Origin of the sequence: Pseudonocardia sp. NPDC046786 (assembly GCF_040645415.1) — a bacterium.
In the GTDB taxonomy this organism is placed as follows: Bacteria; Actinomycetota; Actinomycetes; order Mycobacteriales; family Pseudonocardiaceae; genus Pseudonocardia; species Pseudonocardia kongjuensis.
The window spans coordinates 25711-49337 of sequence record NZ_JBEYYF010000003.1; the positions used below are offsets into that span (position 1 = coordinate 25711).

Annotated in this window: 25 protein-coding genes; 9 read left to right on the forward strand and 16 right to left on the reverse strand. The window is 73.8% G+C overall.

Annotated features, from left to right (window positions below):
* Window positions 1-21: 21 nt before the first annotated feature.
* The 3 genes from ABZ881_RS03955 to ABZ881_RS03965 all read left to right on the forward strand — a co-directional run bounded on the left by ABZ881_RS03955 (window position 22) and on the right by ABZ881_RS03965 (window position 2446).
* A complete protein-coding gene (locus ABZ881_RS03955) occupies window positions 22-1182 on the forward strand; it encodes a sigma-70 family RNA polymerase sigma factor (protein ID WP_358481627.1) in 1161 nt (386 codons plus the stop codon).
* Window positions 1183-1385: 203 nt separating this feature from the next.
* Window positions 1386-1907, forward strand: a complete 522-nt coding sequence (locus tag ABZ881_RS03960; protein ID WP_344019230.1) for a flavin reductase family protein — start codon at window positions 1386-1388, stop codon at window positions 1905-1907.
* The gene (locus ABZ881_RS03965) at window positions 1904-2446 is read left to right on the forward strand and encodes an NAD(P)H-dependent oxidoreductase (protein WP_344019228.1); all 543 of its coding nucleotides are present in this window, start codon (window positions 1904-1906) and stop codon (window positions 2444-2446) included. The genes ABZ881_RS03960 and ABZ881_RS03965 overlap by 4 nt, the downstream gene beginning before the upstream one ends.
* A 71-nt stretch (window positions 2447-2517) precedes the next feature.
* On the opposite strand, the gene ABZ881_RS03970 is transcribed toward ABZ881_RS03965, so the two are convergent.
* From ABZ881_RS03970 to ABZ881_RS03990, 5 genes are all read right to left on the reverse strand, one after another.
* Window positions 2518-3384: a PfkB family carbohydrate kinase gene (locus ABZ881_RS03970; protein ID WP_358481629.1), complete on the reverse strand. Its 867-nt coding sequence runs from the start codon at window positions 3382-3384 to the stop codon at window positions 2518-2520.
* 4 nt (window positions 3385-3388) lie between these two features.
* The gene (locus tag ABZ881_RS03975) at window positions 3389-4297 is read right to left on the reverse strand and encodes a pseudouridine-5'-phosphate glycosidase (protein ID WP_358481630.1); all 909 of its coding nucleotides are present in this window, start codon (window positions 4295-4297) and stop codon (window positions 3389-3391) included.
* A 58-nt stretch (window positions 4298-4355) separates the two neighbouring features.
* On the reverse strand, window positions 4356-5702 hold the full coding sequence (locus tag ABZ881_RS03980) for an MFS transporter (protein WP_358481632.1): 1347 nt from the start codon (window positions 5700-5702) through the stop codon (window positions 4356-4358).
* A 79-nt stretch (window positions 5703-5781) separates the two neighbouring features.
* Window positions 5782-6456 (reverse strand): HAD family hydrolase, encoded by a 675-nt coding sequence (locus ABZ881_RS03985; RefSeq protein WP_344019218.1) that lies wholly within the window; start codon window positions 6454-6456, stop codon window positions 5782-5784.
* 101 nt (window positions 6457-6557) lie between these two features.
* A complete protein-coding gene (locus tag ABZ881_RS03990) occupies window positions 6558-7091 on the reverse strand; it encodes a GNAT family N-acetyltransferase (RefSeq protein WP_344019216.1) in 534 nt (177 codons plus the stop codon).
* 86 nt (window positions 7092-7177) lie between these two features.
* Between ABZ881_RS03990 and ABZ881_RS03995 the strand changes: the two genes are divergently transcribed.
* On the forward strand, window positions 7178-7783 hold the full coding sequence (locus ABZ881_RS03995; protein ID WP_358481634.1) for a helix-turn-helix domain-containing protein: 606 nt from the start codon (window positions 7178-7180) through the stop codon (window positions 7781-7783).
* A 124-nt stretch (window positions 7784-7907) separates the two neighbouring features.
* Here ABZ881_RS03995 and ABZ881_RS04000 read toward each other — a convergent pair whose 3' ends face one another.
* Together ABZ881_RS04000 and htpG are read right to left on the reverse strand one after the other, a co-directional pair.
* On the reverse strand, window positions 7908-8966 hold the full coding sequence (locus ABZ881_RS04000) for an ABC transporter substrate-binding protein (RefSeq protein WP_358481636.1): 1059 nt from the start codon (window positions 8964-8966) through the stop codon (window positions 7908-7910).
* A gap of 61 nt (window positions 8967-9027) precedes the next feature.
* Window positions 9028-10914, reverse strand: a complete 1887-nt coding sequence (gene htpG / locus ABZ881_RS04005) for a molecular chaperone HtpG (RefSeq protein WP_358481638.1) — start codon at window positions 10912-10914, stop codon at window positions 9028-9030.
* Window positions 10915-11075: 161 nt separating this feature from the next.
* On the opposite strand from htpG, the gene ABZ881_RS04010 reads away from it, so the two are divergent.
* The 3 genes from ABZ881_RS04010 to secD all read left to right on the forward strand — a co-directional run bounded on the left by ABZ881_RS04010 (window position 11076) and on the right by secD (window position 15548).
* Window positions 11076-12677: an amidase gene (locus ABZ881_RS04010; RefSeq protein ID WP_358482086.1), complete on the forward strand. Its 1602-nt coding sequence runs from the start codon at window positions 11076-11078 to the stop codon at window positions 12675-12677.
* Window positions 12678-12742: 65 nt separating this feature from the next.
* The gene (locus tag ABZ881_RS04015) at window positions 12743-13114 is read left to right on the forward strand and encodes a hypothetical protein (RefSeq protein ID WP_358481640.1); all 372 of its coding nucleotides are present in this window, start codon (window positions 12743-12745) and stop codon (window positions 13112-13114) included.
* A 130-nt stretch (window positions 13115-13244) separates the two neighbouring features.
* The gene (gene secD, locus ABZ881_RS04020; protein ID WP_358481641.1) at window positions 13245-15548 is read left to right on the forward strand and encodes a protein translocase subunit SecD; all 2304 of its coding nucleotides are present in this window, start codon (window positions 13245-13247) and stop codon (window positions 15546-15548) included.
* A gap of 45 nt (window positions 15549-15593) precedes the next feature.
* Here the strand turns inward: secD and ABZ881_RS04025 are convergent, their stop codons facing one another.
* Entirely contained in the window at window positions 15594-16070 is a 477-nt protein-coding gene (locus ABZ881_RS04025) for a hypothetical protein (RefSeq protein ID WP_358481644.1), read from the reverse strand.
* A 103-nt stretch (window positions 16071-16173) separates the two neighbouring features.
* Between ABZ881_RS04025 and ABZ881_RS04030 the strand changes: the two genes are divergently transcribed.
* Entirely contained in the window at window positions 16174-16581 is a 408-nt protein-coding gene (locus tag ABZ881_RS04030) for a VOC family protein (RefSeq protein ID WP_358481646.1), read from the forward strand.
* Here ABZ881_RS04030 and ABZ881_RS04035 read toward each other — a convergent pair whose 3' ends face one another.
* From ABZ881_RS04035 to ABZ881_RS04050, 4 genes are all read right to left on the reverse strand, one after another.
* Window positions 16582-17286, reverse strand: coding sequence for a hypothetical protein (locus ABZ881_RS04035; protein WP_358481647.1), 705 nt, complete (start codon window positions 17284-17286; stop codon window positions 16582-16584).
* A 62-nt stretch (window positions 17287-17348) separates the two neighbouring features.
* Complete coding sequence (locus ABZ881_RS04040) at window positions 17349-17855, reverse strand: VOC family protein (RefSeq protein WP_358481649.1); 507 nt, start codon at window positions 17853-17855, stop codon at window positions 17349-17351.
* A gap of 195 nt (window positions 17856-18050) precedes the next feature.
* Complete coding sequence (locus ABZ881_RS04045; protein ID WP_358481651.1) at window positions 18051-18761, reverse strand: hypothetical protein; 711 nt, start codon at window positions 18759-18761, stop codon at window positions 18051-18053.
* Complete coding sequence (locus ABZ881_RS04050) at window positions 18758-19336, reverse strand: NAD(P)-binding protein (RefSeq protein WP_358481653.1); 579 nt, start codon at window positions 19334-19336, stop codon at window positions 18758-18760. Before ABZ881_RS04050 ends, ABZ881_RS04045 begins: the two co-directional genes overlap by 4 nt.
* Before the next feature lie 49 nt (window positions 19337-19385).
* On the opposite strand from ABZ881_RS04050, the gene ABZ881_RS04055 reads away from it, so the two are divergent.
* On the forward strand, window positions 19386-20030 hold the full coding sequence (locus tag ABZ881_RS04055; RefSeq protein ID WP_358481656.1) for a TetR family transcriptional regulator: 645 nt from the start codon (window positions 19386-19388) through the stop codon (window positions 20028-20030).
* Window positions 20031-20064: 34 nt separating this feature from the next.
* On the opposite strand, the gene ABZ881_RS04060 is transcribed toward ABZ881_RS04055, so the two are convergent.
* The 4 genes from ABZ881_RS04060 to ABZ881_RS04075 form a co-directional block, all read right to left on the reverse strand.
* On the reverse strand, window positions 20065-20496 hold the full coding sequence (locus ABZ881_RS04060) for a VOC family protein (protein WP_358481658.1): 432 nt from the start codon (window positions 20494-20496) through the stop codon (window positions 20065-20067).
* Between the two features lie 245 nt (window positions 20497-20741).
* Window positions 20742-21257 (reverse strand): hypothetical protein, encoded by a 516-nt coding sequence (locus ABZ881_RS04065; protein WP_358481660.1) that lies wholly within the window; start codon window positions 21255-21257, stop codon window positions 20742-20744.
* Window positions 21244-22056: a hypothetical protein gene (locus ABZ881_RS04070; protein ID WP_358481662.1), complete on the reverse strand. Its 813-nt coding sequence runs from the start codon at window positions 22054-22056 to the stop codon at window positions 21244-21246. The genes ABZ881_RS04065 and ABZ881_RS04070 overlap by 14 nt, the downstream gene beginning before the upstream one ends.
* 331 nt (window positions 22057-22387) lie before the next feature.
* Complete coding sequence (locus tag ABZ881_RS04075) at window positions 22388-23626, reverse strand: site-specific integrase (RefSeq protein WP_358481663.1); 1239 nt, start codon at window positions 23624-23626, stop codon at window positions 22388-22390.
* Between the last annotated feature and the right edge of the window lies 1 nt (window position 23627).

Below are 23627 nucleotides of genomic sequence, written 5' to 3' on the forward strand. Positions count from 1 at the left end.
TCGCGCCCGAGCAGGGGAGGAATGCACATGACGGCGACCACGACCGCTGCGGCCGTGCCGACGGCCGAGAACCCGGCCGTTCCCGGCCCCCGCCTCACGACGGAGGCCCCCGCTCCCGGAAGCGTGACCAAGGCCGTGCCCAGTGCCCCGGTCTCCCGGCGCTCCCGGTCGGCCGGCTCGAACCGCGACACCACTCTCACGACCACCGTACCCGGTGCGGCTGCTGCCGTGGCCGAGGATCTGGACGCCCAGAGCCCGGCCGCCGACCTGGTGCGCGTCTACCTCAACGGCATCGGCAAGACCGCGCTGCTCACCGCGGCGGAGGAGGTCGAGCTGGCCCGCCGGATCGAGGCGGGCGTGTTCGCCCAGCACCGGCTGGACACCGCCGCCGCCGACGGCACGCTCGACGAGCTGGACCCGCAGTACCGGCGCGACCTGCGCGCGATCGTCCGGGACGGGCTGCTGGCGAAGAACCACCTGCTGGAGGCCAACCTCCGCCTGGTGGTCAGCCTCGCCAAGCGCTACACCGGGCGCGGGATGCCGCTGCTGGACCTGATCCAGGAGGGCAACCTGGGGCTGATCCGGGCGGTCGAGAAGTTCGACTACACCAAGGGCTTCAAGTTCTCCACCTACGCCACCTGGTGGATCCGGCAGGCCATCACCCGCGGCATGGCCGACCAGGCCCGCACCATCCGGCTGCCGGTGCACCTGGTGGAGCAGGTGAACAAGCTGGCCCGGATCAAGCGCGACATGCACCAGCGGCAGGGCCGCGAGCCCAGCGAGGCCGAGCTGGCCGAGGAGTCCGGGATCCCGGAGCACAAGATCGCGGACCTGCTCGACCACGCCCGCGACCCGGTGAGCCTGGACATGCCGGTCGGCTCCGAGGAGGAGGCCCCGCTCGGGGACTTCATCGAGGACGCCGAGGCCACCGACGCCGAGAACACCGTGATCTCCAGCCTGCTGCACGACGACCTCCGCCGGGTGCTGGCCACCCTGGAGGACCGCGAGCAGAAGGTCATCCGGATGCGGTTCGGTCTCGACGACGGGCAGCCGCACACGCTCGACCAGATCGGTCGCGCCTTCAAGCTCTCCCGGGAGCGGGTGCGCCAGATCGAGCGCGAGGTCATGGCGAAGCTGCGGGTCGGCGAGCGGGCCGACAAGCTGCGCGCCTACGCGAGCTGAGCCGGGCCGGGCACTCCCCCGCCCCGGCACGCCCACGGCAGCTACCCGACGGCCGTGCGGAGCGATCCGCACGGCCGTCGTCGTGTGCGGGGCCTGGCGGTCGGTACAGCTCGGTCCGTACAGCACGGGGCCGCGTCGCACTGGGTGGGACGGCGAGCCGGTGATCATTGGCCGCCGGGGCGCGGGTTGCCTAGGGTCGGGGCATGCCCGGATCCACGACCCACACGTCGTCCGTTCCCGGCCCGGTCACACCCGAGGCGATGCGCGACACGCTCGGTGCGTTCGCCTCCGGGGTCGTCGTCGTGACGGCACAGGGACCGGACGGTCCGATCGGCTTCACCTGCCAGTCGTTCTCGTCGCTGTCGCTGGACCCGCCGCTGGTCAGCTTCTCGCCGTCTCGCGGCTCGTCCACCTGGCCGCGGATCCGGGAGGTCCGCCGGTTCTGCGTGAACGTGCTGGCCGCCGACCACGAGCACCACAGCGCCGGGTTCGCCCGCTCCGGCACGGACAAGTTCGCCGGGGTCAGCTGGACACCGGCGCCGTCCGGTGCGCCGGTGCTCGAGGGGGTCGGCGCCTGGGTCGACTGCACCCTCTGGAACGAGTACGACGGCGGCGACCACACGATCGTCGCCGCCCGGGTCGAGGCGCTGGGCGCCGATCCGCAACGCCTGCCGCTGCTGTTCTACCGCGGCGGCTACCACCTCACCCCGCGGGAGTCCTCGTGAGCAGCATCGTCGGTGTCGTCGCAGGTCCGGAGCCGGGCGGGCGCACCGCCGCCGCGGTCGCCGGGATCCTCGCCGGAGCGGAGAAGGCCGGCGACAGCACCCGGCTGATCGAGCTGTCGCAGACCTCGTCCGAGGACGTCACCGCGGCGTTCGCCGAGGCCGACGCCGTGGTGTTCGGCAGCCCGGTGTACCGGGCCGGGCACACGGCGTCGCTGAAGGCGCTGCTGGAGGCGACCGAGCGCGGCAAGTGGGGCGAGCAGACCGCGCCGCTGCAGGGCAAGGCCGCCGCCGTCGTGCTGACCGGCGCGACCGGCCACCACTTCCTCGCCGTCGACGGGCTCCGCTCCGTGCTCGCCGGCTTCTTCGCGGTGCAGGTGCTCTCCCCCGGCCTGTACCTGGACCACTCCGGCTACGTCGACCGCAACACCCTCACCGGGGACTCCGCGGAGCTGGCCGCGGCGCACGGGCGGGCGCTGTCCGACCTGACCGCCGCGGTGCGGTCCTCGGAGGCGCTGCGGTCGATCACGCCGGTCGTCTGACAGCGGTCCGGCAGGTCCGGCAGGTCAGGCCGGTCCGGCGCGGCCGGCTCGTTCAGCCGCCGCCGGCTCGTTCAGCCGCCGCCGGCGCCGGGGCCGGCCAGCACCCGGGCCGCGCTGCGGTGCCCGGCGGCGGTCGCCGGGACCGGCCGGGCGCCGGCGAGCACCGCGGTCAGGTAGCCCGCCGCGAAGGCGTCACCGGCCCCCGTCGTGTCCCGGACGGTGTCGACCCGTTCCGCCGGGACCCGGGTGGGCGGCCCCGACGTCCACACCCGGGCGGGTGCGCCGCCGTCCTTGATGACCACGACCGTCCGGGGTGGTGCCGTCCCCGGCAGCCCCAGCAGGTCCGCCTCGTCCCGGTTCGCGAGCAGGTGCGCCGGGGCGAGCGCGGCCAGGTCGTCGAGGAACCGCCCGGGCCCGTAGGCCCGCAACACACCGGTCGACGACACGTCCACCGAGACCGCTCCCCCGGCGTCGCGGACCCGGGCGGCCAGCCCGCGCGCGGCCGTCGCGCACGGATCGGCCAGCAGCCCGTAGGCGGGCAGGTGCAGCAGCGTCACCCCGTCGACGACCGACGGATCCGGCAGCGTGTACCCGGCGGCGGCGCCCCGGTCCGGCAGCATCGTGCGCTCGCCGTCCGCGTCGACCAGCACGACCACGCAGCCGGTCGTCCCGTGCCGCTGCACCCGGACGTCCACCCCGCCGCCGGCCAGGTCCGCGACCAGCGCCTCGCCCACCCGGTCCGCGCCGACCCGGCCGAGGAACCGCACCGGCGCGCCGAGCAGCGCGGCGCCCGCGGCGACGTTCGCGGCGCTGCCGCCGCGCCGGCGGAAGATCCGGGCCGGGGTGTCGGTGCCGGGATCGAGCGGGCCGGACGCCCAGACGACGACGTCCTCGACCAGGTCGCCGAGCACCGCCAGCGTCCCCGCGGTACCCGGCACCGGATCAGCCGGCCAGCGCAGCGGCGATCCGGGCGCCGAGCGTCATGTTGTTCCGGTAGACCGCGACGTTCACCTCGAGGCTGCGGTCACCGGTGGCGTCCCGGACCCGCTGCAGCAGGAACGGGGTCGCGTCCTGGCCGGTGATCCCGGCCGCGCCGAGGGCGGCCAGCGCGTCCGCGAGCGCGGCGTCGTGCTCGGCGGGCGACAGCTGGTGCTCGACCGGCACCGGGTTCGCGACCAGCAGCGCGGCGTCCAGGCCGAGCTCGCGGGCCGCCCGCCAGGCGGTCGCCGCCTGCTCCGGGGACTCCACGCGCTGGGTGACCGGATGGCCGGAGTCGGCGACGTAGAAGCCGGGGAACGCGTCCGTCCGGTACCCGGCGACCGGGATGCCGAGGGTCTCCAGCCGCTCCAGGGTGGCCGGCACGTCGAGCACCGACTTCACCCCGGCGCTGACCACGACGATCGGCAGCCGGGCCAGCGCGGGCAGGTCGGCGGACTCGTCGAAGGTGGTCGACGCGCCCCGGTGCACACCGCCGAGGCCGCCGGTGGCGAACACCCGGATCCCGGCCCGGTGGGCGAGGTGCGCGGTCGCCGCGACCGTCGTCCCGCCGGACACCCCGGTGGCCGCGGCCACCGGGAGATCCCGCGCGCTGAGCTTGGCGACACCGGCGTCGCCCGCCAGCCGGTCCAGCTCGGCGCCCGACAACCCGACGACGGCCTCGCCGTCCAGGACGCCGATCGTCGCCGGGACGGCACCGAGCGACCGGACGAGCTCCTCGGCCTCCCGCGCGACCTGCAGGTTCCGCGGCCGGGGAAGGCCGTGCGTGACGATCGTGGACTCGCAGGCCAGCACCGGCCGGCCCGCGGCAAGGGCGTCGGAGACCTCGTGGGCGATCCTCATCGTGATCGACACTAGCGATCGGGCGCCGGGGCCGGGCGCAGGCCGGGTGCCGGCGGCGGGCCCGCCGCCGTCAGGGCACGGGGCTGCGCGCCGCCACCCGGGCACAGACCAGCGCCACGACCGCACCCACGATCGTCGCACCGACCGCGACCAGCACCGCGACGTGCCAGCCGACCAGGAGCTGCGCGGCGGTCTCCCCGCCGGTGGGCGCCGTGAGCACCGAGGTGACGGTCACCCCGATCGCGGCGCCGAGGTAGCGGCTGGTGTTGTTGATCCCGCTGCCGGTCCCGGCCCGGTCCGCCGGGACGGACGCGACGGCCTCCCGGCCCAGGCTCGCGTTCACCACGCCGGTCGCCGCGCCGGTGACGATCAACGATGCCAGGACCACGCCGGATCCGCCGCCGGCGGCCAGCAGGCCGACCTGCCCGCCCGCCATCACGAGCAGCCCGGCACCGAGCCGGACGCTGTCGCCGATCCGCTCGCTGATCCGCCGGGCGAGCAGCGCGGTGACGATGCCGGTGCCGGACCAGCCGAGCAGCAGCAGCGCGGAGACGGCGGGCGGGTCGCCGTGCACCCCGTGCATCAGGGCGGGCAGGTACGAGCTGAGCGAGATGATGCCGAGCCCGGTGGCGAGGCTGGCGACGGTCGCCGCGATCAGCCCGGGATTGCGGAACAGCTCCGGGCCCGCCATCGGGTGCGGCGACCGGAACTGCACGACGACGAACCCGGCCAGCAGCAGCACCCCGGCGACCAGCAGGCCCACGGTGCCGGCGCCGACCGGCAGCCGGCGCGCCTCGGTCAGGCCGGCCAGCAGCACGGCGAGCCCGGCGGCCAGCAGGACCATGCCGGGGAGGTCGACCGGGCGCGGGCGGGCGGCCGAGGACTCGACGAGCAGCGACCGGGCGGCGACCGCGAGCAACACCGCCGCGACCGCGATCAGCAGGTAGAGCCACCGCCACGGCAGCACACCGGCGAGCAGCGGGCCGGCGGCGATCCCGGCGGCCAGCGCGGCGCCCCACAGGCCGGTCGCCCGGGCGCGTTGCGGGCCGGGTGGCAGCGCGTGCCCGATCAGCGCCAGGCTGCAGGCGATCATCGCGGCCGCGCCGACACCCTGCCCGATCCGGCCCGCGACGAACCCGGCCGTGCCGGTGGCGAGCGCACCGCCGGCGGAGGTCAGTGCGAGGACGGCGGCGCCGGTCACGAAGGTCGCCCGCCTGCCGAACCGGTCCGCGAGGGTGCCTGCGGTCAGCAGCAGCGCGGTGAGCCCGAGGCTCATCGAGCTGAGGATCCAGGACCGCCCGGAGGGGCCGGTCCCGAGATCGGCCGAGATCGCCTCCAGGGTCGCGAGCGGGGCGGTGTAGGAGATCAGCGCGAGGGTCGTCCCGAGGGCCGCCACCGCCACCGTGCGTCGCGCCACGCGTTCCCCTCCCCGACCGATGAGCCGAGCCGACCGTACGCCCGGGCGCACGCGGTGGGACCTCACCGGGTGGCCGGGCTCAACCGGGCAGCCCGAGCAGCGCCGGGAGATCGGCCACCGAGTCGATGACGGCGTCCGCGCCGGCCGCCCGCAGCCGGGGCTCGCCGTGCGCTCCCCCGCGGACGCCGATCACCAGTCCGGCCCCGGCCCGGACCGCGGCGTCGATGTCGGCGGTGGCGTCCCCGGCCACCGCCACCTGCGACGCCGTGCAGCCGGTCCGGCGGATGGCGGCGTGCAGCAGGTCGGGCTCCGGCAGGCCCCGCCCGTCGACGTCGGCGGGTGAGAGCAGCAGGTCCACCCGCGCCCCGAAATCCAGGGCGACGACCAGCCGGTCCCGCAGGTCCGGATCGAAGCCGCAGATCACGGCGATCTTGAGGCCGGCGTCGTGCAGGGCGTCGAGCGCCTGCGGCGCGCCCGGGACCGGGCGGACCCGGCCGTCGTCCGCGGCGGCGGTCAGGTACTCGGTGAACGCCGAGTGTGCACGCCGGGCGCGGTACATGTCGCCGTCGAGCAGCTCGCCCAGGACGGTGATCGCGGACCGGTCCATCGTCGAGCGGGCCTGCCGGTCCAGCGCCGGGTAGCCCGGGCCGTCCACCCGGACCCGGGCCGCGCGCAGTCCGGCCCGCAGCGCCGCGAGGACCAACCCGTCGTCGGCCATCGTGGTGCCTGCGAGATCGAGGACCGCGAGTTGCACGGGGGAACTCCAACGTCCCCGGGTGTCCGGCGGGCGACCTCGACCTGACGCCGCGGTGAACCGGCCCGGTCACTCCGGGGCGGCGCCCGCACCGCGCGCGGTCACCAGAGCTCGCCGTCGCGCCAGTCGCAGATCAGCGGCACCGCCGGGTCCAGCGGCGCGTCCACCGGCAGGACGTGCACGCTGCCGGCCTCGTCCGGGGTGGCGACGACACCGTCCGGGGTGACCGCTGCCAGCGGTCCGCGCCACAGCTGCCAGCCGCGCCTGCGGTAGAGCGGCGCGGCGCGCTCGGAGGCGCCGAGCACGCCGAGCCGGTAGCCGCCGCGGACCAGCCCGTCGACGACGTCCATCAGCTCGCCGCCCAGCCCCTGCCGCTGCCGGGACGGGTGCACGGCGACCGCCTCGACGTAGCCGGTGCGCAGCGCGACGCCGCCGTGCAGCACCCGCCGGAGCACCACGGCGGCATGCCCGAACGGTGCGTCCGGCGGGCCCGCCAGCACATGCAGGCCGCCGAGCGCGTGGTCCCAGGACGCGTCGTCGAAGTCGTCGAACGCCGCGTCCAGCAACCCGCGCAGCCCGCGCAACCCGTCCTTCCCGAGGTCGGCGGTCGGCAGGACGCGGAGATCGGCACGCACGCCGCGATCCTTCCGCAGTCGGCGCCGCGCCGCCGCCCCTCGTCGTCCCGCCACGTCCGGGGCCGGTCACCCGTTACCGTGCTCCGATGACCACCATGACCCGGCCCGGCCCGGCCCGGCCGTTGCGGGCCGACGCGGCGCGCAACCACCGTCGGATCGTCGAGGCCGCGGCGGCCGCGTTCGAGTCCGACGGCCCGGACGTGGCGCTCGAGGAGATCGCACGCCGGGCGGGCGTCGGGGTCGCGACCCTGTACCGCCGTTTCCGGACCCGGGACCAGCTGATCCGCGCGGTGCTGGAGGAGGTCTTCGCCGACGAGATCGAACCGACCGCCGCGGCCGGCACCGACGACCCGTGGGCCGACCTGGCCGGGTCGCTGTCCCGCGCGGTCGAGGCGATCGCCGGCCGCCGCACGATCCTGCGGCTCGCCCGCGAGGCGGGCGCCTTCGACGTGGAGTCGGTGCAGCGCTACGGCCGGACGCTGAACCGGCTGCTCGACCGGGCCCGCGACGCCGGTGCCGTCCGGCCCGAGCTGACCGCCCGCGACCTGTCGGCGCTGCTGGTCATGGCGCTCGCCGTCGCCGAGGGCGCGGAGGGCGCCGGGGACACCACCGGCGAGGACCGGCGCCGCTATCTGGCCCTGCTGCTCGACGGGCTGCGCCCGGGCCACCCGCCGCTGCCCGCCGCCGGGTAGCGCGCCACGGCAACGATCGAATCTCGCCCGCTGTACTCGGCCACAGGTGTCGGGTTACGGTCACCGGCGTCCGCTCGGCAACGGCGCCGGGCGGATGCACCCACTCCCCCGCACCGCTCCCGGGTCAGCCGTCCGTGAACAGCTCCGGATGCAGCCGACCGGCCAGCGTGCGCACCGCGTCGGCGTTCCGGATGCCGGGGCTCACCTCGGCGAACGTCGTCGTGAAGACCTTGCCGTCCCGGACGGCGGGCACCGTGGCGAGCGCCGGGTCGTCGCGCAGCCGCTGGGCCAGCGGCTCCGCGGACTCCGGGCCGGCGTCGATCCCGCAGCAGGCCGGGATGACGACGACGTCCGGCCGGGCCGCGATGATCCCCTCGGGGCCGACCGTCCGCTGACGACCGGCGACCTCCGGGAACGCCTGGGTGCCGCCGGCCGCCTCGATGATCGTCGTCGCGACGTCGCCGGTGCCGAACACCCGCAGCTCGGTGCTGCCCGCCGGGGCGTTCAGCATCGCGACCCGGGGTCGTGCGGTGACCCCGTCGAGCCGCTCGGCGACGTCGGCCAGGGTGGCCTGCATCCGGCCGGTCAGCTCGGCGGCGCGGTCCTCGGCGCCGAGCAGCCGCCCGAGATCGGTGAGGTCGCGCTGCACGGCGTCGAGCGAGACGTCGTTGGCGGCCAGCGACTCCTGGGTGCCGCCGTCGGCGGCCGGGCAGAACGAGCTGAACAGGAACGTGTTCATCCCGGTCCCGGCCAGGTCGGCGCGGGTGCCGAGGCCCTCCCGGGTGAACGCGCCGGTGAACCCGGAGACCACCAGGTCCGGTGCGACCCGCAGGACCTCCTCCCGGGACGGGTACTCGTCCGGCCAGTGGACGGGCCGGTCGGTCTCCGGGTGGAACTCGCCGGCCAGCTCGGGCAGCAGCGGGTTGTCGAGGTAGGCCGCGCCGGCCAGCCGGTCGGCCGCGCCGAGCGCGAGCACCGCCTCCACCGCGTTGTGGAACATCGCGACGATCCGCTCCGGGCGCTCGACCGGGACGTCGACGTCGCAGTTGCGGATCGTCCCGGCGGCCGGCTGCTCCGCCGGGACGTCCGGTTCCGGTCCGGCGGCGCAGCCGGCGAGCAGGGCGGGCACGAGCGCCAGCGCCGCGATCAGCGACGCGGCCGGGATCCGGCGGGAGCGGGGCACCGGGACACGCTAGCCCGCACTCCCGCCGGGGTCGACATCTGTGCAGTCGTTCAGTCGTGATTCACAGCGTCTGCTGCAGCCGCTCCGCGAGGAGCCCGACGAACCGGGACGGATCGGGCAGGTCACCGCCCTCGGCGAGCAGCGCCATGCCGTGCAGCAGCTCGGCCGTCCCGCTCTCGTCGCGGCCCGCCGCCTGGGCGTCGCGCAGTCCGGTGACCAGCGGGTGCGACGGGTTCAGCTCCAGGATCCGCTTCACCTTCGGCGGCTCCTGGCCCATCGCCCGGTACATCTTCTCCAGGGTCGGGGTCATGTCGAACTCGTCGCCGACCAGGACCGCGGGCGAGGTGGTGAGCCGGGACGACAGCCGGACCTCCTTGACGTCGTCGGCGAGCACCCCGGCCATCCACTCGCAGAGCCCGCCGAACTCGGCCTGCCGCTGCTGCGCCTGCTCCTTCTCCTCGTCGGTCTGCAGGTCCACCTGGCCCTTGGCGATGGAACGCAGCGGGGTCCCGCCGAAACCGTCGACGGTGTCCACCCACACCTCGTCGACCGGGTCGGTGAGCAGCAGGACCTCGTAGCCCTTCTCGCGGAACGCCTCCATGTGCGGCGAGGACTCGATCGCGCTGCGCGAGTCGCCGGTCATGTAGTAGATCGCGTCCTGGCCCTCGCGCATCCGCTCGACGTAGGCGGCCAGGCCGGTGGGCTCCTCGCCGTGCGTGCTGAGGAACGACGACACCCCGAGGATCGTCTCCCGGTTGTCGGCGTCGGAGAGCAGCCCCTCCTTGAGCGCCCGGCCGAACTGCTCCCAGAACGTCGCGTACTTCTCCGGCTGCTCGTCGCGCAGCGTGCCGATGGTGGACAGCACCTTCTTGACCAGCCGCCGGCGGATCGCCGAGATCTGCCGGTCCTGCTGGAGGATCTCCCGGGAGACGTTCAGCGACAGGTCCGCGGCATCGACGACACCCTTGACGAACCGCAGGTACTCGGGGACGAGCGCCTCGCAGTCGTCCATGATGAACACCCGGCGGACGTAGAGCTGGACGCCGCGGCGGGCGTCGCGCATGTAGAGGTCCATCGGCGCGACCTTCGGCAGGAACAGCAGCGCCTGGTACTCGAAGGTGCCCTCGGCGGCGAGCCGGATCGTCTCCAGCGGCTCCTGCCAGTCGTGGCTGACGTGCCGGTAGAACTCGGCGTACTCCTCCTCGGAGACGTCGCGCTGCGGACGGGCCCAGAGCGCCTTCATCGAGTTGAGGGTCTCCGGCCCGGCCCCGTCGCCCTCGCCCTCGCCGTCGCCCTCGGCCGGCATCCGGACCGGCCAGGTGATGAAGTCCGAGTAGGTCTTCACCGTGCGGCGCAGCACGGTGCGGTCCGCGAAGTCGTGCAGCTGGTCCTCGGCGTCGGACGCCTTGAGGTGCAGCGTGACGGCGGTGCCCTGGGGCAGCCCCTCGGCCGGTTCGATCGTGTAGGAGCCCTCGCCGTCGGACTCCCAGCGGACGCCCTCGTCGGTGCCCGCCTTGCGGGTGGTCAGCACCACCCGGTCGGCGACCATGAACGCCGAGTAGAAGCCGACCCCGAACTGGCCGATCAGGTTGCGCTCGGAGGCCGAGTCGCCCTCGGCCTCCTTCAGCCGGGCGAGCAGCTCTGCGGTGCCCGACTTCGCGATCGTGCCGATCAGCTCGACGACCTCGTCCCGGGTCATGCCGATGCCGTTGTCGCGGACCGTCAGGGTGCGCGCCTCCGGATCGGGGACCAGCTCGATGTGCAGGTCGGACGTGTCGGCGCCGAGATCCTTGTCCTGGTAGGCGGCGAGCCGGACCTTGTCCAGCGCGTCCGAGGAGTTCGAGATCAGCTCGCGCAGGAACACGTCCTTGTTCGAGTAGATCGAGTGGATCATCAGCCGCAGCAGCTGGCGTGCCTCGGCCTGGAACTCGATCGTCTCCGTGCTCACGTCGGTCCTCTCTTCCCTGGTGCTGCCGTGTGCCCCGGTGCGGGTGACCCGATTCTGCCGAACCCGCCGGCGTGATTGACATCCCGTCCGCCTTGTCGCGGCCGGACCTCCCGGCCAAGATCGTTGCTCGCCGGAATCCCGACCGAGGAGGCACCGTGCGCATGGCAGCGGTCGCGTTGTGCGCCACCCTGGCACTCGGCGTGGTCGCCGGCTGCGCGGGGACGCCCCCCGGCGGCACGGCGGGCGGAGGAGGAACGGTGGACCTGGATCTCGACCGGACGGACCTGGCCGGGCTGGAGGCGGCGATGGCGGCCGGCCGGCTGACCTCCGCCCGGCTGACCACCTTCTACACCGATCGGATCGCCGAGCTGGACCCGCAGCTGCGCGCGGTCGTCGCCGTCGACCCGACGGCGGCGGCGCAGGCGGCCGAGAGCGACCGCAGGCGCGCCGCCGGGGAGCCGCCCCGGCTGCTCGAGGGCATCCCGGTGCTGGTGAAGGACAACACCTCGACCGGGCCGCAGCTGCCCACCACGGCCGGGTCCACCGCGCTCGCCGGGTCCCGCCCGCCGGCGGCCGCGATCGCCACCCGGCTGCGCGAGGCCGGTGCGGTCCTGCTCGGGAAGACCAACCTGTCGGAGTGGTCGAACTTCCGGTCCGGCCGCTCGAGCAGCGGCTGGAGCGCGGTCGGGGGGCTGACCCGCAACCCGCACTCCCCCGGGCGGACCGCCTGCGGGTCGAGCGCCGGCTCGGCCGTCGCGGTGGCCGCCGCCCTCGCCCCGGTCGCGATCGGCACCGAGACCGACGGCTCGATCGTGTGCCCCGCCGCCACCAACGGGATCGTCGGGATGAAGCCGACCCTGGGCACCGTGTCGCGCAGCGGCATCGTGCCGATCTCGGCGGAGCAGGACACCGCGGGCCCGATGGCGCGCTCGGTCGCCGACGCCGCCCGGGTGCTCGCCGCGATCGCCGGACCCGATCCCGCCGATCCGGCGACGGCGCAGGCACCGGTCCCTCCGCTGCCGGCCACACCGGCGGCCCGGGACCTCGACGGCGTGCGGCTGGGTGTCCTGCGGGTCGCCGAGGGGGCCAGCCCGGAGACCGACGCCGCGTTCGCCGCCACCCTGCGGACCCTGCGCGACCGCGGCGCCGTGCTCGTCGATCCGGTGGAGCTGCCCGGCAGCGCCGACGCCGCCGGGGCGGAGCTGACCGCGCTGGTCACCGAGTTCGCCCGGGACATCGACGCCTACCTGAGCTCGCCCGGCGTGACCGGCCCGGCCTCGCTGGCCGAGCTCGTCGAGTACAACCGCCGGCACGCCGACGTCGAGATGCCGCACTGGGGCCAGGAGCTGTTCGAGGCGGCACTGGCGACCGGCGGCGACACCGGCCGCGCCGACTACCGGGCGGCGCGCGACACCGCGACCACGCTGAGCCGCCGCGACCTCGACGCCGCGCTCGCCGGGCACCGGCTGGACGCCGTGATCGCCCCGACGAACAGCCCGGCCTGGCCGGTCGAGCTGGGCGCGGGCGACGACTTCGTGCTGGGCAGCTCGGGTGCGGCCGCGATGGCCGGATACCCGAACATCACCGTCCCGGCCGGCGGTGCGCCGGACGACGACGGCGGGACCCTCCCGCTGGGCGTCTCGCTGATCGGCCCGCGCTGGGGCGACGCCGAGCTGCTCGCACTCGCGGCGGCCGTCGAGGCCGCGCTGCCGGAGCGCGTCCGGCCGCCGCTGCCGGCGGCGGTGCTGCCCGCCGACGGCTGACCGCGCGGGCGCCGGTACCGTCGGGACGGAACCGCCGTATCCCTCCCGAACCGGACGGACCGCTCGTGAGCCCGACCCGCACACCCGCGCGACGCGTCGTCGCCGTGCTGCTGCTGTCGCTGTTCGCGGTCCTCGCCCCGGTCGCGGGGCCCACCGTGGCCGAACCGGCACCGGCGCCGACGACGGTGCACAGCGAGTTCGCGCCGAGCGCGTCGGCGCCGCAGTCGGCGCTGCCCGGCCGGGCCGCCCCGGGCGGCCCCGGCTCGGCGCCGGACGACAGCACCGTGCACGGGCATCCCGGACCCGCACTGGACGCGCTGGTCCTGGCGCTGCCGGAGGTCGCCGCGGACGGCGCGACGCCGGACCGGGACCCCACCACCGGGCCCGAACCGGGGCACCGGACCCCGGCCGATCCGCGCGGGCCGCCCACGGCCTGATCCGCGGCCGCCCTCCCGGATCGCCTCCGGCTCGCACCCCGCGTGCCGGAGCCGGGTCCGGGCCGGCGCGACGCGCACCCGCCCGCCGCCCCTCCCCCGTCCCACACCGGACGCTCCCCCGAGGATCCCCGTGCAGCAACGACCCGTGCTCTGGCGCTCGCTGATCGCGCTCGCCGTACTCGTCCTGTCCTCCGTCATCGCGCTGACCACCGCCCCCACCCTGGGCCTGGACCTGCGCGGCGGCACCCAGATCGTGCTGGAGACCCGCGACACCGAGGAGGTGGCCGCCGACGCCGAGGCCACCGACCGGGTGCTCGAGGTGCTGCGCGGCCGGATCGACGGTCTCGGCGTCGCCGAGCCGAGCCTGGCCCGCTCCGGCGAGAACCGGATCATCGTCGAGCTCCCCGGCCTCACCGACCCGGCCGAGGCCGCCGAGACACTCGGCCGGACCGCCCAGCTGACCATGCATCCCGTGGTCGGCCTCGGCGTGCCCGGCGAGGACCAGGCCAACACCGACGAGGAGGGGCAGCCGCTGCAGCTCGGCCCGCCCGCGCTGGCCGGTGAGCTGATCGGCTCGGCGATGTCGGCGCCGAATCCGCAGGGCGTCGGGCACGTCGTCGACGTCCGGTTCGAGGGCGAGGGCCCCGCCCGGTGGCAGGCGCTCACCGGGCAGGCGGCGTGCAACCCGCCCGGCGACCCGCAGCGCCGGGTCGCGATCGTGCTCGACGACCAGGTCATCTCCTCGCCGCAGGTGCACGAGACCATCCAGTGCAACATCGGCATGGTCGGCGGCCAGACCCAGATCAGCGGCAACTTCTCGCCGGAGCAGGCGTCCGAGCTGGCCGTGCTGATCGAGGGCGGCGCGCTGCCGGTGCCGGTCGAGATCATCGAGCAGCGGACCGTCGGCCCGACGCTCGGCGCCGACGCCATCGAGGCCAGCGCGCTGGCCGCGATCATCGGTTCGGCGCTGGCCGGTGCCTTCCTGATCGTGGTGTACCGGCTCGTCGGCCTGGTCGCCGTCGTCGCGCTCGGCGGGTACGCGCTGACCGCCTACGCGGTGCAGACCGGGCTCGGCGCGACACTGACCCTGCCCGGCCTCGCCGCGTTCGTGCTCGCCGTCGGTATGGCGGTGGACGCGAACGTGCTGATCGCGGAACGGTCGCGCGAGGAGTACGCGGTCAAACCACGCCTGGAACGCGCGTCGGAGAACGGCTACAAGAACTCGCTGTCCGCGGTCGGCGACGTCGCCGTCACCTCGCTGCTGGCGGCGGTGCTGCTGTTCGGCCTGGCCTCCGGGCCGGTCCGCGGATTCGGCGTCACGCTCGTCATCGGTGTCGTGGTGTCGCTGTTCTCGGCGCTGGTGCTGTCCCGGCTGCTGACCCTGGCCGTGCTGAAGATCCCCGCGGTGCGGCGCCGGCCGAAGATCACCGGTATCGCCGCCATCGGCCCGGTCCGCCGGAAGCTGGAGGCCCGCGATCCCGGCTTCCTGCGCAACCCGGGCAAGATCCTGGCCGTCGCCGGCGCCGTGCTCGTGGTCGCCGTCAGCGGGCTGTTCCTGCGCGGCCTCGAGCTCGGCGTCGAGTTCACCGGCGGCCGGCTGGTCGAGTTCACGACGACCGACGACATCACCGTCGAGCAGGCGCGCGACGCCGTCACCGCGGCCGGGTTCCCGAACCTGTCGGTCACCGCGACCGGCGACGGCGCGATCGGCCTGCGGGCCGGCGAGCTCGACGACGCCGGTGTGGCCGCGCTGCGCGAGGCCGTCGGCAGCGCGGGCGGCGGCGCCGAGGTGCTGCGCGACGAGATGATCGGGCCGAGCCTCGGCGCCGAGCTGGCCCGCGGCGGCATCATCGCGCTCGGCGTCGCGCTCGCCGCGCAGTTCGTCTACCTGGCCTACCGGTTCCGGTGGACGCTCGGCGCCGGCGCGGTGGCCGCGCTGTTCACCAACGTGATGGTCGTCGTCGGCGTGTTCGCCTGGACCGGCCGGACCGCCGACGGCGTTTTCCTGGCCGCGCTGCTCACCGTGATCGGCTACTCGGTGAACGACACCGTCGTCGTGTTCGACCGGGTGCGCGAGCACTGGGCGCAGCGGGCGAAGGAACCCTTCCACCGGGTCGTCGGGTCCGCGGTGCTCTCGACCCTGCCCCGGACGGTCAACACCGGCATCTCCACCCTGACGATCCTGGTGATGCTGCTGGTGCTCGGCGGGGCGACGCTCGCCGACTTCGCGCTGGCGCTGATCGTCGGCATCGTGGTCGGCACGATCTCGACGATCGTGGTCGCCGGCCCGGTCTCGATCCTGCTGCAGCGCCGCTGGGGCGGGATGCCGCCGCGGGTCGGGAAGTCCAAGCAACCGGTCGGCAAGGCGGGCCGGCGGAACCCGTCGCGGGCGGACCGGGCCCGCACCCGCAACTCCGACGGCGCCGTCGTGTGATCCCCGCGCGGGGGTCGCGCCCGGACCGGGCGTGACCCCCGCGCCTCACCCCGACACCGATCGGTCACCGCGGGCCAGCCGCTCGCCGCAGCGCTCGATCCCGGACCGGATCATCGCGCCGTAGCCGTCACCGGGGAGCGCGTCGACGCGCTCCGCCGCCTGCCCCAGGTGCCGGTGCGCCGCCGCGTCGTCGCCGAGCCTGCGGTGCACGTCGGCCAGGTTGAGGTGCAGCGACGGGTAGAAGCCGGCGATCCGCAGCGACGGATCGAGGCCGCGGGCCCGCTCGTCGGTGACCTCGCCTGCCGCGGCCAGCGCGCGCTCGTCCCACCGCAGCTCCTCGTGCACGTCGCCCGCCACATCGGCGGCATAGTGCGCCAGGATGCACCGGTACAGCGGGTCGCCCGCCGGACCGATGCGTTCCCAGAGCGCGGCGAGCAGGCCCCGCGCGGCCGCCGGATCGCCGGCTCGGCCCACCTCCACCGCTGCGGTGATCTCGGCCATCGTGGGGTCGCTCCCGGTCATCGCGCGCTCCTCGTCGTCGGTGTGCGCCGATGATGGCGCGCCCCACCGACAGTTCCGCGATCCAGGACAGCGCCTGACCGGGTTCGGCGGCACGGTCGGCGGTGTGCAGCTGCAGATCGCGTTCGACGCCGCCGACCCGCACGCGCTGGCCCGGTTCTGGGCGGCCGCCCTGGGGTACGAGATCGAGGACCACACCGCGGTCGTCGACGGGCTGCTGGCCGCGGGGCGGATCACCGAGGCGGAGACCGTCGCCGACGGCGACCGGCGGGCCTTCCGGGACGTCGCCACCTGCCGGGGTCCCGGGCCGCGGATCTTCATCGCCCGCGTGCCGGAGCCGAAGACCGCGAAGAACCGCGTCCACCTGGACCTGCAGGTCGGCCCGGACGCCGCGCCCGCCGAGGTGGCCCGGCTGGTGGCGCTCGGCGCCGCGGTGCTGTGGACGACGTCCGACCGCGGCCCGGTCACCACCACACTGCGCGATCCCGAGGGCAACGAGTTCTGTGTGTCCTGATCAGCCGGGCTCCAGGTCGTAGGTCCGGTTCCCCACCTGGATCAGGTCGACCGCGGACACCAGGCCCGCGGTGCCGCCGCCCTGGTTCACCCCGGCCGCGTACCCGGTGGCCTGCGGATACGTCTCGATGATCTGGTCCAGGGTCCGGCGCTCACCGCCGGCCACGCACTCCCGGTAGGCGTCCGCCGCGCCGACCTGCCGGATCAGGCAGAAGGTGCCGGAGCCGACGTCGTAGCGGGTCCACTCCCCGGCCGGCGCCGGTTCCGGGACGTAGCTCAGCACGTGCAGGTCGCGCGGCTCCAGGTTCCCGCCGTCGATGTCGACCGCGATCTGGAACGACGGCATCGCCGTCCCCGGCGACGCCGGGTCCCGCACCGCCCAGTAGCTGCTGGACCGGAACCGGCCGAGCGGGCCGGCGATCTCGTCGGTGCCGAACTGGATCCGGTCGTCGTCGCCGGGGGTGCGCAGCTCCAGCGCGCCCGTGCCGCCACCGGGCGGGGCGCCGAGCCGGGAGGTGAACCCGCGGCTGCCCGCGCCGCGGTCGTAGGTCCCGGCGAACTGGTTCGACGACGCCGGGGTGACCACCACGGTGCCGGACGGGCCGAACGGGTCGAACGCCAGTGCCGGATGCAGCGCCCCCGCCGTGACCAGGGCGGCGAGTGTCGCCGCGGTCGCCGCCAGTACGTTCCGTCGCCCTCGGCGCATGCGTCCCCCTCCACTCGCCGTGTCCTGCCCAACGAGCGGGACGGCGGGGGGTTACCGGCGGTTCACGGGCGGGCCGGTGGCCCGCCGTCGGTGCCGCCGGTGCCGTCGGTGCTGTCGGGCGGTCCGGGATCGAACGGTGACATCGTCCCTCCGCCCGGCGCCCACGCGTCGAGGAAGCCCTGCTGGGCATCGAGATCGACCAACTCCACCCGCGCCCCGACCCCGGTCAGGCGGTGGTAGGTGAAGGACCTGCCGTAAGGGCAGCCGTCGAAGTCGACGGGAGCTCCCCTGCGCACGAGCAGGTTCCGGTCCCGGCGGACGTCGGAGGACCAGTATCCGATGTGGTCGAACCGGGACCCGGTCTCCGTGACGTCCCAGGGACTCCCGGGGGAGCCCTCGATGACCTCGAAGAACGGCGGCCCGGCGGTCGAGAACACGATCCGGCAGGACCAGTCCCCCAGGCTGCCGTCCCGGATCGGGTTCCATTCCACTCCGAGCACGGCGGCGAGTTCCCCGGTCGCCGCCTCGATGCTCCGTACGGCGAAGCAGAGGGGGTAGGAGCCGCCCATGCCGTTGATCCTGGCAGCGGATCCGGCGCCCGCCCAGGCCCCGCCGCGCACTGCCCCCCGACGAGCGCGCCCGGGGCCCCACCCCGCGGGCGTCACGCCGGACCGGGCACACGCCCGTGACCTGAACCGCCGAGATGCGCGTGAGCGCGAGAAGCCGACCTCTGCGCAACACTGGTGCGCATCTCGGCGGTGCGGTCAGGCGGGGACGGCGGTACGGATGATGCGCGCCAGTTCGTCGCGGGTCGGTCCGTCGGACGGGGCGGGGCGCCAGCCGGAGTCGTAGACCTCCCTCGCCAGCGGTTCGGCGGCGGCCAGCGCGGACGGGCCCGCGGTCATCGCCAGGTAGTCCCCGCAGAACGCGCCGATCCGCGGATCGGCCTCGGCCGCGGCCAGCACCAGGCTCGACGAGAGCGGGCCGTCCGGGACGTCCGCGCCCGTCCAGAGCAGGCGGGTGCACGCGTCGGACCGGACGTGGTCGTCCACCCAGGGCCGCATCTCGGCGTCGCACCACGCCCCGAAGTCCCCGGGGGCGCCCCGGTCGAGGAGCCGGAGCAGCTCCCGGGCCTGCATCATCGTGGTGGCGAGGCCGCGGCCGAACATCGGCGTGGTGGTGCAGACGGCGTCCCCGGCCAGGACGAGGCCGTCGATCCCGGGCTGGGGCCGGTACCGGTTGTGCAGCCGGCCGCCGGGCAGCACGGGTGTGATCGGCGCGGCGCGGTCCGGGTCGGTCCAGTCGTCGAGACCGGGGACCGCCCGGCAGGCGGCGTCGAACGCGGCGTCGTGCCGCAGGTCGCGCAGCGTCCCCGCCGGCCGGACCAGCAGCACCGAGAAGATCCCGGCCTCGTACCGGAAGACGACCACCTGGTACCCGTCGGGATCGGCCTGCCAGGCCAGCGGGTTCGTCATCGGGCCGGGGCCGCCGGATCGTGCAGCCGGTACTGCCTGCTGACGTAGGCGATCCCGGTGTCGCCCGCCGGCGCCGGCGCCGGTCCGTAGGCGCGGGTCGCCCGACCGGACCGCCCGGACGCGTCGATCACCAGGTCGGACGGCAGCACCGCACCGTCCACGACCGGGCCGAGGGCGCGGCCGTCGGCGATCGCGACGGCGTCGACGTGCCCCTGCCGGACGGTGAACCCGGGCTCGCGCACCACGACCGCCCGCAGGGCGCGCTCGAACGTCTCGCGGCGCGAGCGCATGCCGCCGGACACGCGGCGCCCGTCCGGCAGGGTGAACGTGATCGGCTCCGCTCCGGCGGCCAGCCACGCGTCGTACGCCTCGGGGAGCTCGGCCCGCAGCGCCGCGCCGACCTGCGGGCGGACCCCGTGCGGATGGTGGAACTGCATGACGCCGCGCCGGTCCCAGCGCCCGTCGGCGGCCGGGCCGCCGTCACGGTCGACGGCGACGACCGCATGCCCGCGGCGCGCCAGCGCGGCCCCGAGGAACAGGCCGGCCGGACCGGCACCGATGATCGAGATCCGCACGACGCCTCCCGTATTATGACTGCACTCAGAGTGCACTGAAAGGTGGCCGATGTCGAGGACGTACCGCTCGGACCTGCGCGACGAGCGCGCGCGGGCCACCCGGCGAGCCGTCGTCGCGGCCGCCGCCGGCCTGTTCGAACGCGACGGGTACGCGGCCACCACCCTCGACGCGGTCGCCGCCGCCGCCGGGGTGAGCCGCCGGACCGTGGTCAACGCCGCCGGGGGCAAGCCCGCGCTGCTGTCGCTGGCCTGGGACTTCTGCCTGGTCGGCGACGACGAGCCGGTCCCGATGGCGGACCGGCCCGAGGTCCGGCGGATCGTCGCCGCCACCGACCCCGCCGAGGCGCTGCGCCTCTGGGCCGGGATGACCGTCGGCGTGCAGCAGCGCGCGGCGGCGCTCGGTGCCGTGATCGACGCGGCGGCCGACGTCGACGCCGACGCGGCCGCACTGCGGACGAAGGCCGAGACCGAACGGCTCGCCGGGGCGCGGGCGTTCGCGACCCACCTGGCATCGCTGGGCGGGCTGCGCACCGGGTTGTCCGTCGACGACGCCGCCGACCTGATCTGGACGCTGAACGACGGCGCGGCCTACCGTCGCCTCGTCGGGCTGCGCGGGTGGTCGGTCGCCGCGTACCGGGACTGGCTGGAGCGGGTCGCCGCGGCGAGCCTGCTCGGGGCGCGCGGGACGCCGTGAGCCGGGGCGCACCCGGCTTCGGCGCGTGCGGCCGCTACCGGCCGAAGTCCGGCAACGTGAGGGTGCCGTCGTCGGCCAGCGGGAACTCCGGGTTGTGCGCGACCTCCCACAGGTGACCGTCCGGGTCGGCGAAGACCCCGGAGCGGAATCCGAGCGGGGTGACGGCCGCCGGCCTGGTCACCGTGCCGCCGGCCCGCTCCGCGGTGGCGAGCGTGTCGTCGACCTCCGCGTCGGAGCGGACGTTGTGGGCGAGCGCCATCCCGCCGAACCCGCCGCCCCGCTCGTCGGGCACCCCGCAGTCCGCGGCGAGCTTCGCCCTGTCCCAGAGGACCAGTGCCAGCCCGCCGGCCTGGAAGAAGACCGTCGCCTCCACCTCCTGCCCCTGCCATCCGAGCGCCAGGTAGAACGCCCGGGCGCGCGGCAGATCGGCGACACCGAGCGTGATGAGGCTGACTCGCTGCTCCATGGTGTGGCAGGCTAGCGCGGGACCCGGAGCGAGGCGGGGGCCCCGCGGCCGGCGCTGGGGGGTGCGGACGAGTCGGTCTGTAAGCCGGATGTAGGGGTCGTTGCAGGTCAGAGACCTGCTATGCGCCGTGGGCCGTCTCCGGGCCGGACCAATCTGACGATCGCCGACAAGCGGCTCGGTCGGATGCATGGACTCGCCGCGGCGGTCGTGCCGCCTGTGCATCTGAAAGTGCACAATCGGCGAATTTACTCGTCATTCAATATGTGGCGCTCAAGAAATGCCATTACGACCCCGGCCACCTGCAAAATAATCGCAACCACGCCCCAGAACAGTAGCCCTGCCTCTGACATCACTATGAAAGGTTCGCGCATTCCTCGACCGACAGTTAATCCTCCTTGTATTACCAGCCCAATTGCCACGAAGAGTAATCCTGCAAGGACCACCCTGCCGCGAGCGCCCGATCGCACTTGCTCCCAGTTAAACCGAGCTTTGCCAATTCCGGTGAAAGTTGCAGTTGATTCGTCGTCAACCTTCGACAGTGTTCCCTTAGCTACAAAAATGGTTGACCCTTTAGCTCCACGTCGTTCCCGCGTCCTGAGAGCTACCCGGTCGTTACCAGCAGTTAGCATGATGTAGTCAGGGATCTTCGACGGGGGCGGATGGATCTCAGGGTAGAAGCCGTCCTTCCCCGAAATACGCACTTCACCAATAGTCGCCCGATGCCGTATCTTCCAGGGCTCGTCAATATCAGGCGTGCTCATAACGCCACTCCACGTGCCGCATCAGCTCGGACAGGTCTCGCCCCACGGCCCCCTGACCGAGCTCGAATCGGTGACACACGAAGAGCGCCAGTTTAACAAGTCGCTGAGGTAGCGGTGGCAACTCGTTCAAAGACGAGAACTCCTGCGTGAACGACACTTGCACTCTTTCAAGATCTGCAAAGAACTCGTCACCATAGCCAGGGCGCCGCCGCCTGAAGTCGTCGATATCTGTAATGGCCCAGTCTGCGGGATCCCGACCACTCCTCCACTGTTCGCAACCTGCTGCTACCGCGTCGATGACGGACGCAGGCTCGCTTGATAGCTCCGGCGCACCAATCTCGTCTGGAGATGCGACGCGTGCGCTAGCGGCCAGCATGGCCGGGTCACATTCGATACATCGATACTCCGGCACTTCGGCGTCTCGCATAGCGTGATGGCCACACGAAAATGCGTGGCAATTCTTACAGCAACCAGACGCAATTCTGTCGCCACCAGATATGTTCGACGTCAGGCGCGCACAGCCAGTGTTGCACAGGTAACAAGAATCGCCAACCATTTCGACCGTAGCCTCCTCGGCGCGAGAAAGTAGCATCCGAAGGTGATACCGGAAGTATCGATCCTTTTCGTGCAAGGCGAGGTGCTTGACCTCTAGATTGAGCGCTTCGCCCGTCTCCAAGACATAGACCCCGTCGACACAACTCACTGCAACGCCGTTGGTTGCGTGCAGCGTAAATGGACCTCGCTGTAAAAGCTCCTCCGGAGTAACGTCAAAGATCTTGATGTTGGGAAACTTGCCCATCCTTTCATTCTCTGAGACAACAAGAATCTTCTGACCTATCGCCTCTCTCTCAAGATCTGATCCCGCAGCACTCGACCGAAAGAGTACGAAATTCGCGCGATTGATAGACACGGCCTTCAAGAGTTCATGAATATCCAAGTCGCTGGCCTTTCTGACCCCGCATGGCAAGCATGCATGTCCGCAGTTATTCCGCGCCTAGACGCTCGCGCGCGCCGTGCGGTTCGTTACACGCTTCCGTCCGCTGGCACTCCAGGTTGCCCTTCTCATAAGCGACAGACACTCAACTGACGACCAGGCAGATTCCAGCGCGGCGCGCATCGCAAATAGAGCGCTATGCGCCGTGCCCGGCCTCCGTCGCGCCTGCGTTGCTCTCTCGAACCCCGAACACGGCGTCGATCGCACGACGGGTGCGGGCCGCGCTGGACGGCATCAGATGCGTGTAGGTCCGGAGCGTGAAGCCGGGATCGTGATGACCGAGGTACTCCGACAGCGCCCGGATGCTCTCCCGTGCGTCCAGCAGGACCGAGGCGTAGTAGTGGCGCAGCGCGTGCGTGCCGTCCTGCCGGGTCGGGTTCTCCACTCCGGCCGCCTTCCGGGCGGGCGCCCAGACACTCTCGTTGAAGTGGTTGCGGCGCAACGCTCCCCCGCGCTCGTCGGTGAGCAGGAGCCGGGCCGTGGCCGGTTCTCCGGCCGGGGTGCGCCACGGGAGCGTCACCGGGACCGGCGGGAACTGCTCGGCGTGCTCGTCGACCAGGCGCAGGATGCTGCGCGGCATCGGCACCTCGCGGGTCTTGTTGCGCTTCGGCGGCGCGAACACGAGTCGGCTGTCCACCAGCCGCACTTGCCGAATAACGTGCAGGACACCCGCCTGCCGGTCGACGTCATCCGGGGAGAAGCCGAACGCCTCCCCCTGGCGCAGCCCGCATCCGGCTCCGAGCACGACGAAGATCTCGAACCTGTCCTTCATCGCCAGCCGCAGCTTCGTCACCCGGGACCGCGACCACGGCACCACCTTGACCGGCGGGCGTTTAGGCCGGACCACCGAGCGGGCCTTCACCGGGTTCTCGCGGATGAGCCGGTCGTCCACGGCAGCGCTCAGGATTGACGAGACGTGCGCGAAGCAGCCTGCCTGGTAGCTCTCGGCGACGCCCCGGTCCTGCATGCCGCGTATCCACGTCCGGACGTCGGTGGGGGTGATGGCGCCCAGCTCGCGGCGCTCGAAGAACGGGAGGATCTGCGCGTTCAGCCGCCACGTCACGCTGTTGCGGGTCGACGCCTCGAACGTCTGGGAGGCCAGCCAGCGGCGCGCGTAGTCGCCGAACGTGATCCGGCCGGCCTTCGGGTCGATGTAGCTGCCGTGGCTCTTGTCGCTCTCCATGCTGATCAGGAACTCGTCGGCCGACCGCTTCCGGCGGTCCGCGAAGCTCCTGCTCCGCTCGCGTCCCTCCGGGTCGAGGAAGCGCACCCGGTAGCGGTTCCCGCGTCCGAAGCGTTCGGTCTTGTGCCGCAGCATCTTCCCGGTGGCCGGATCCCACTCGTCCCGCCACCAGCGATCTTCGAGGTGTCCCATC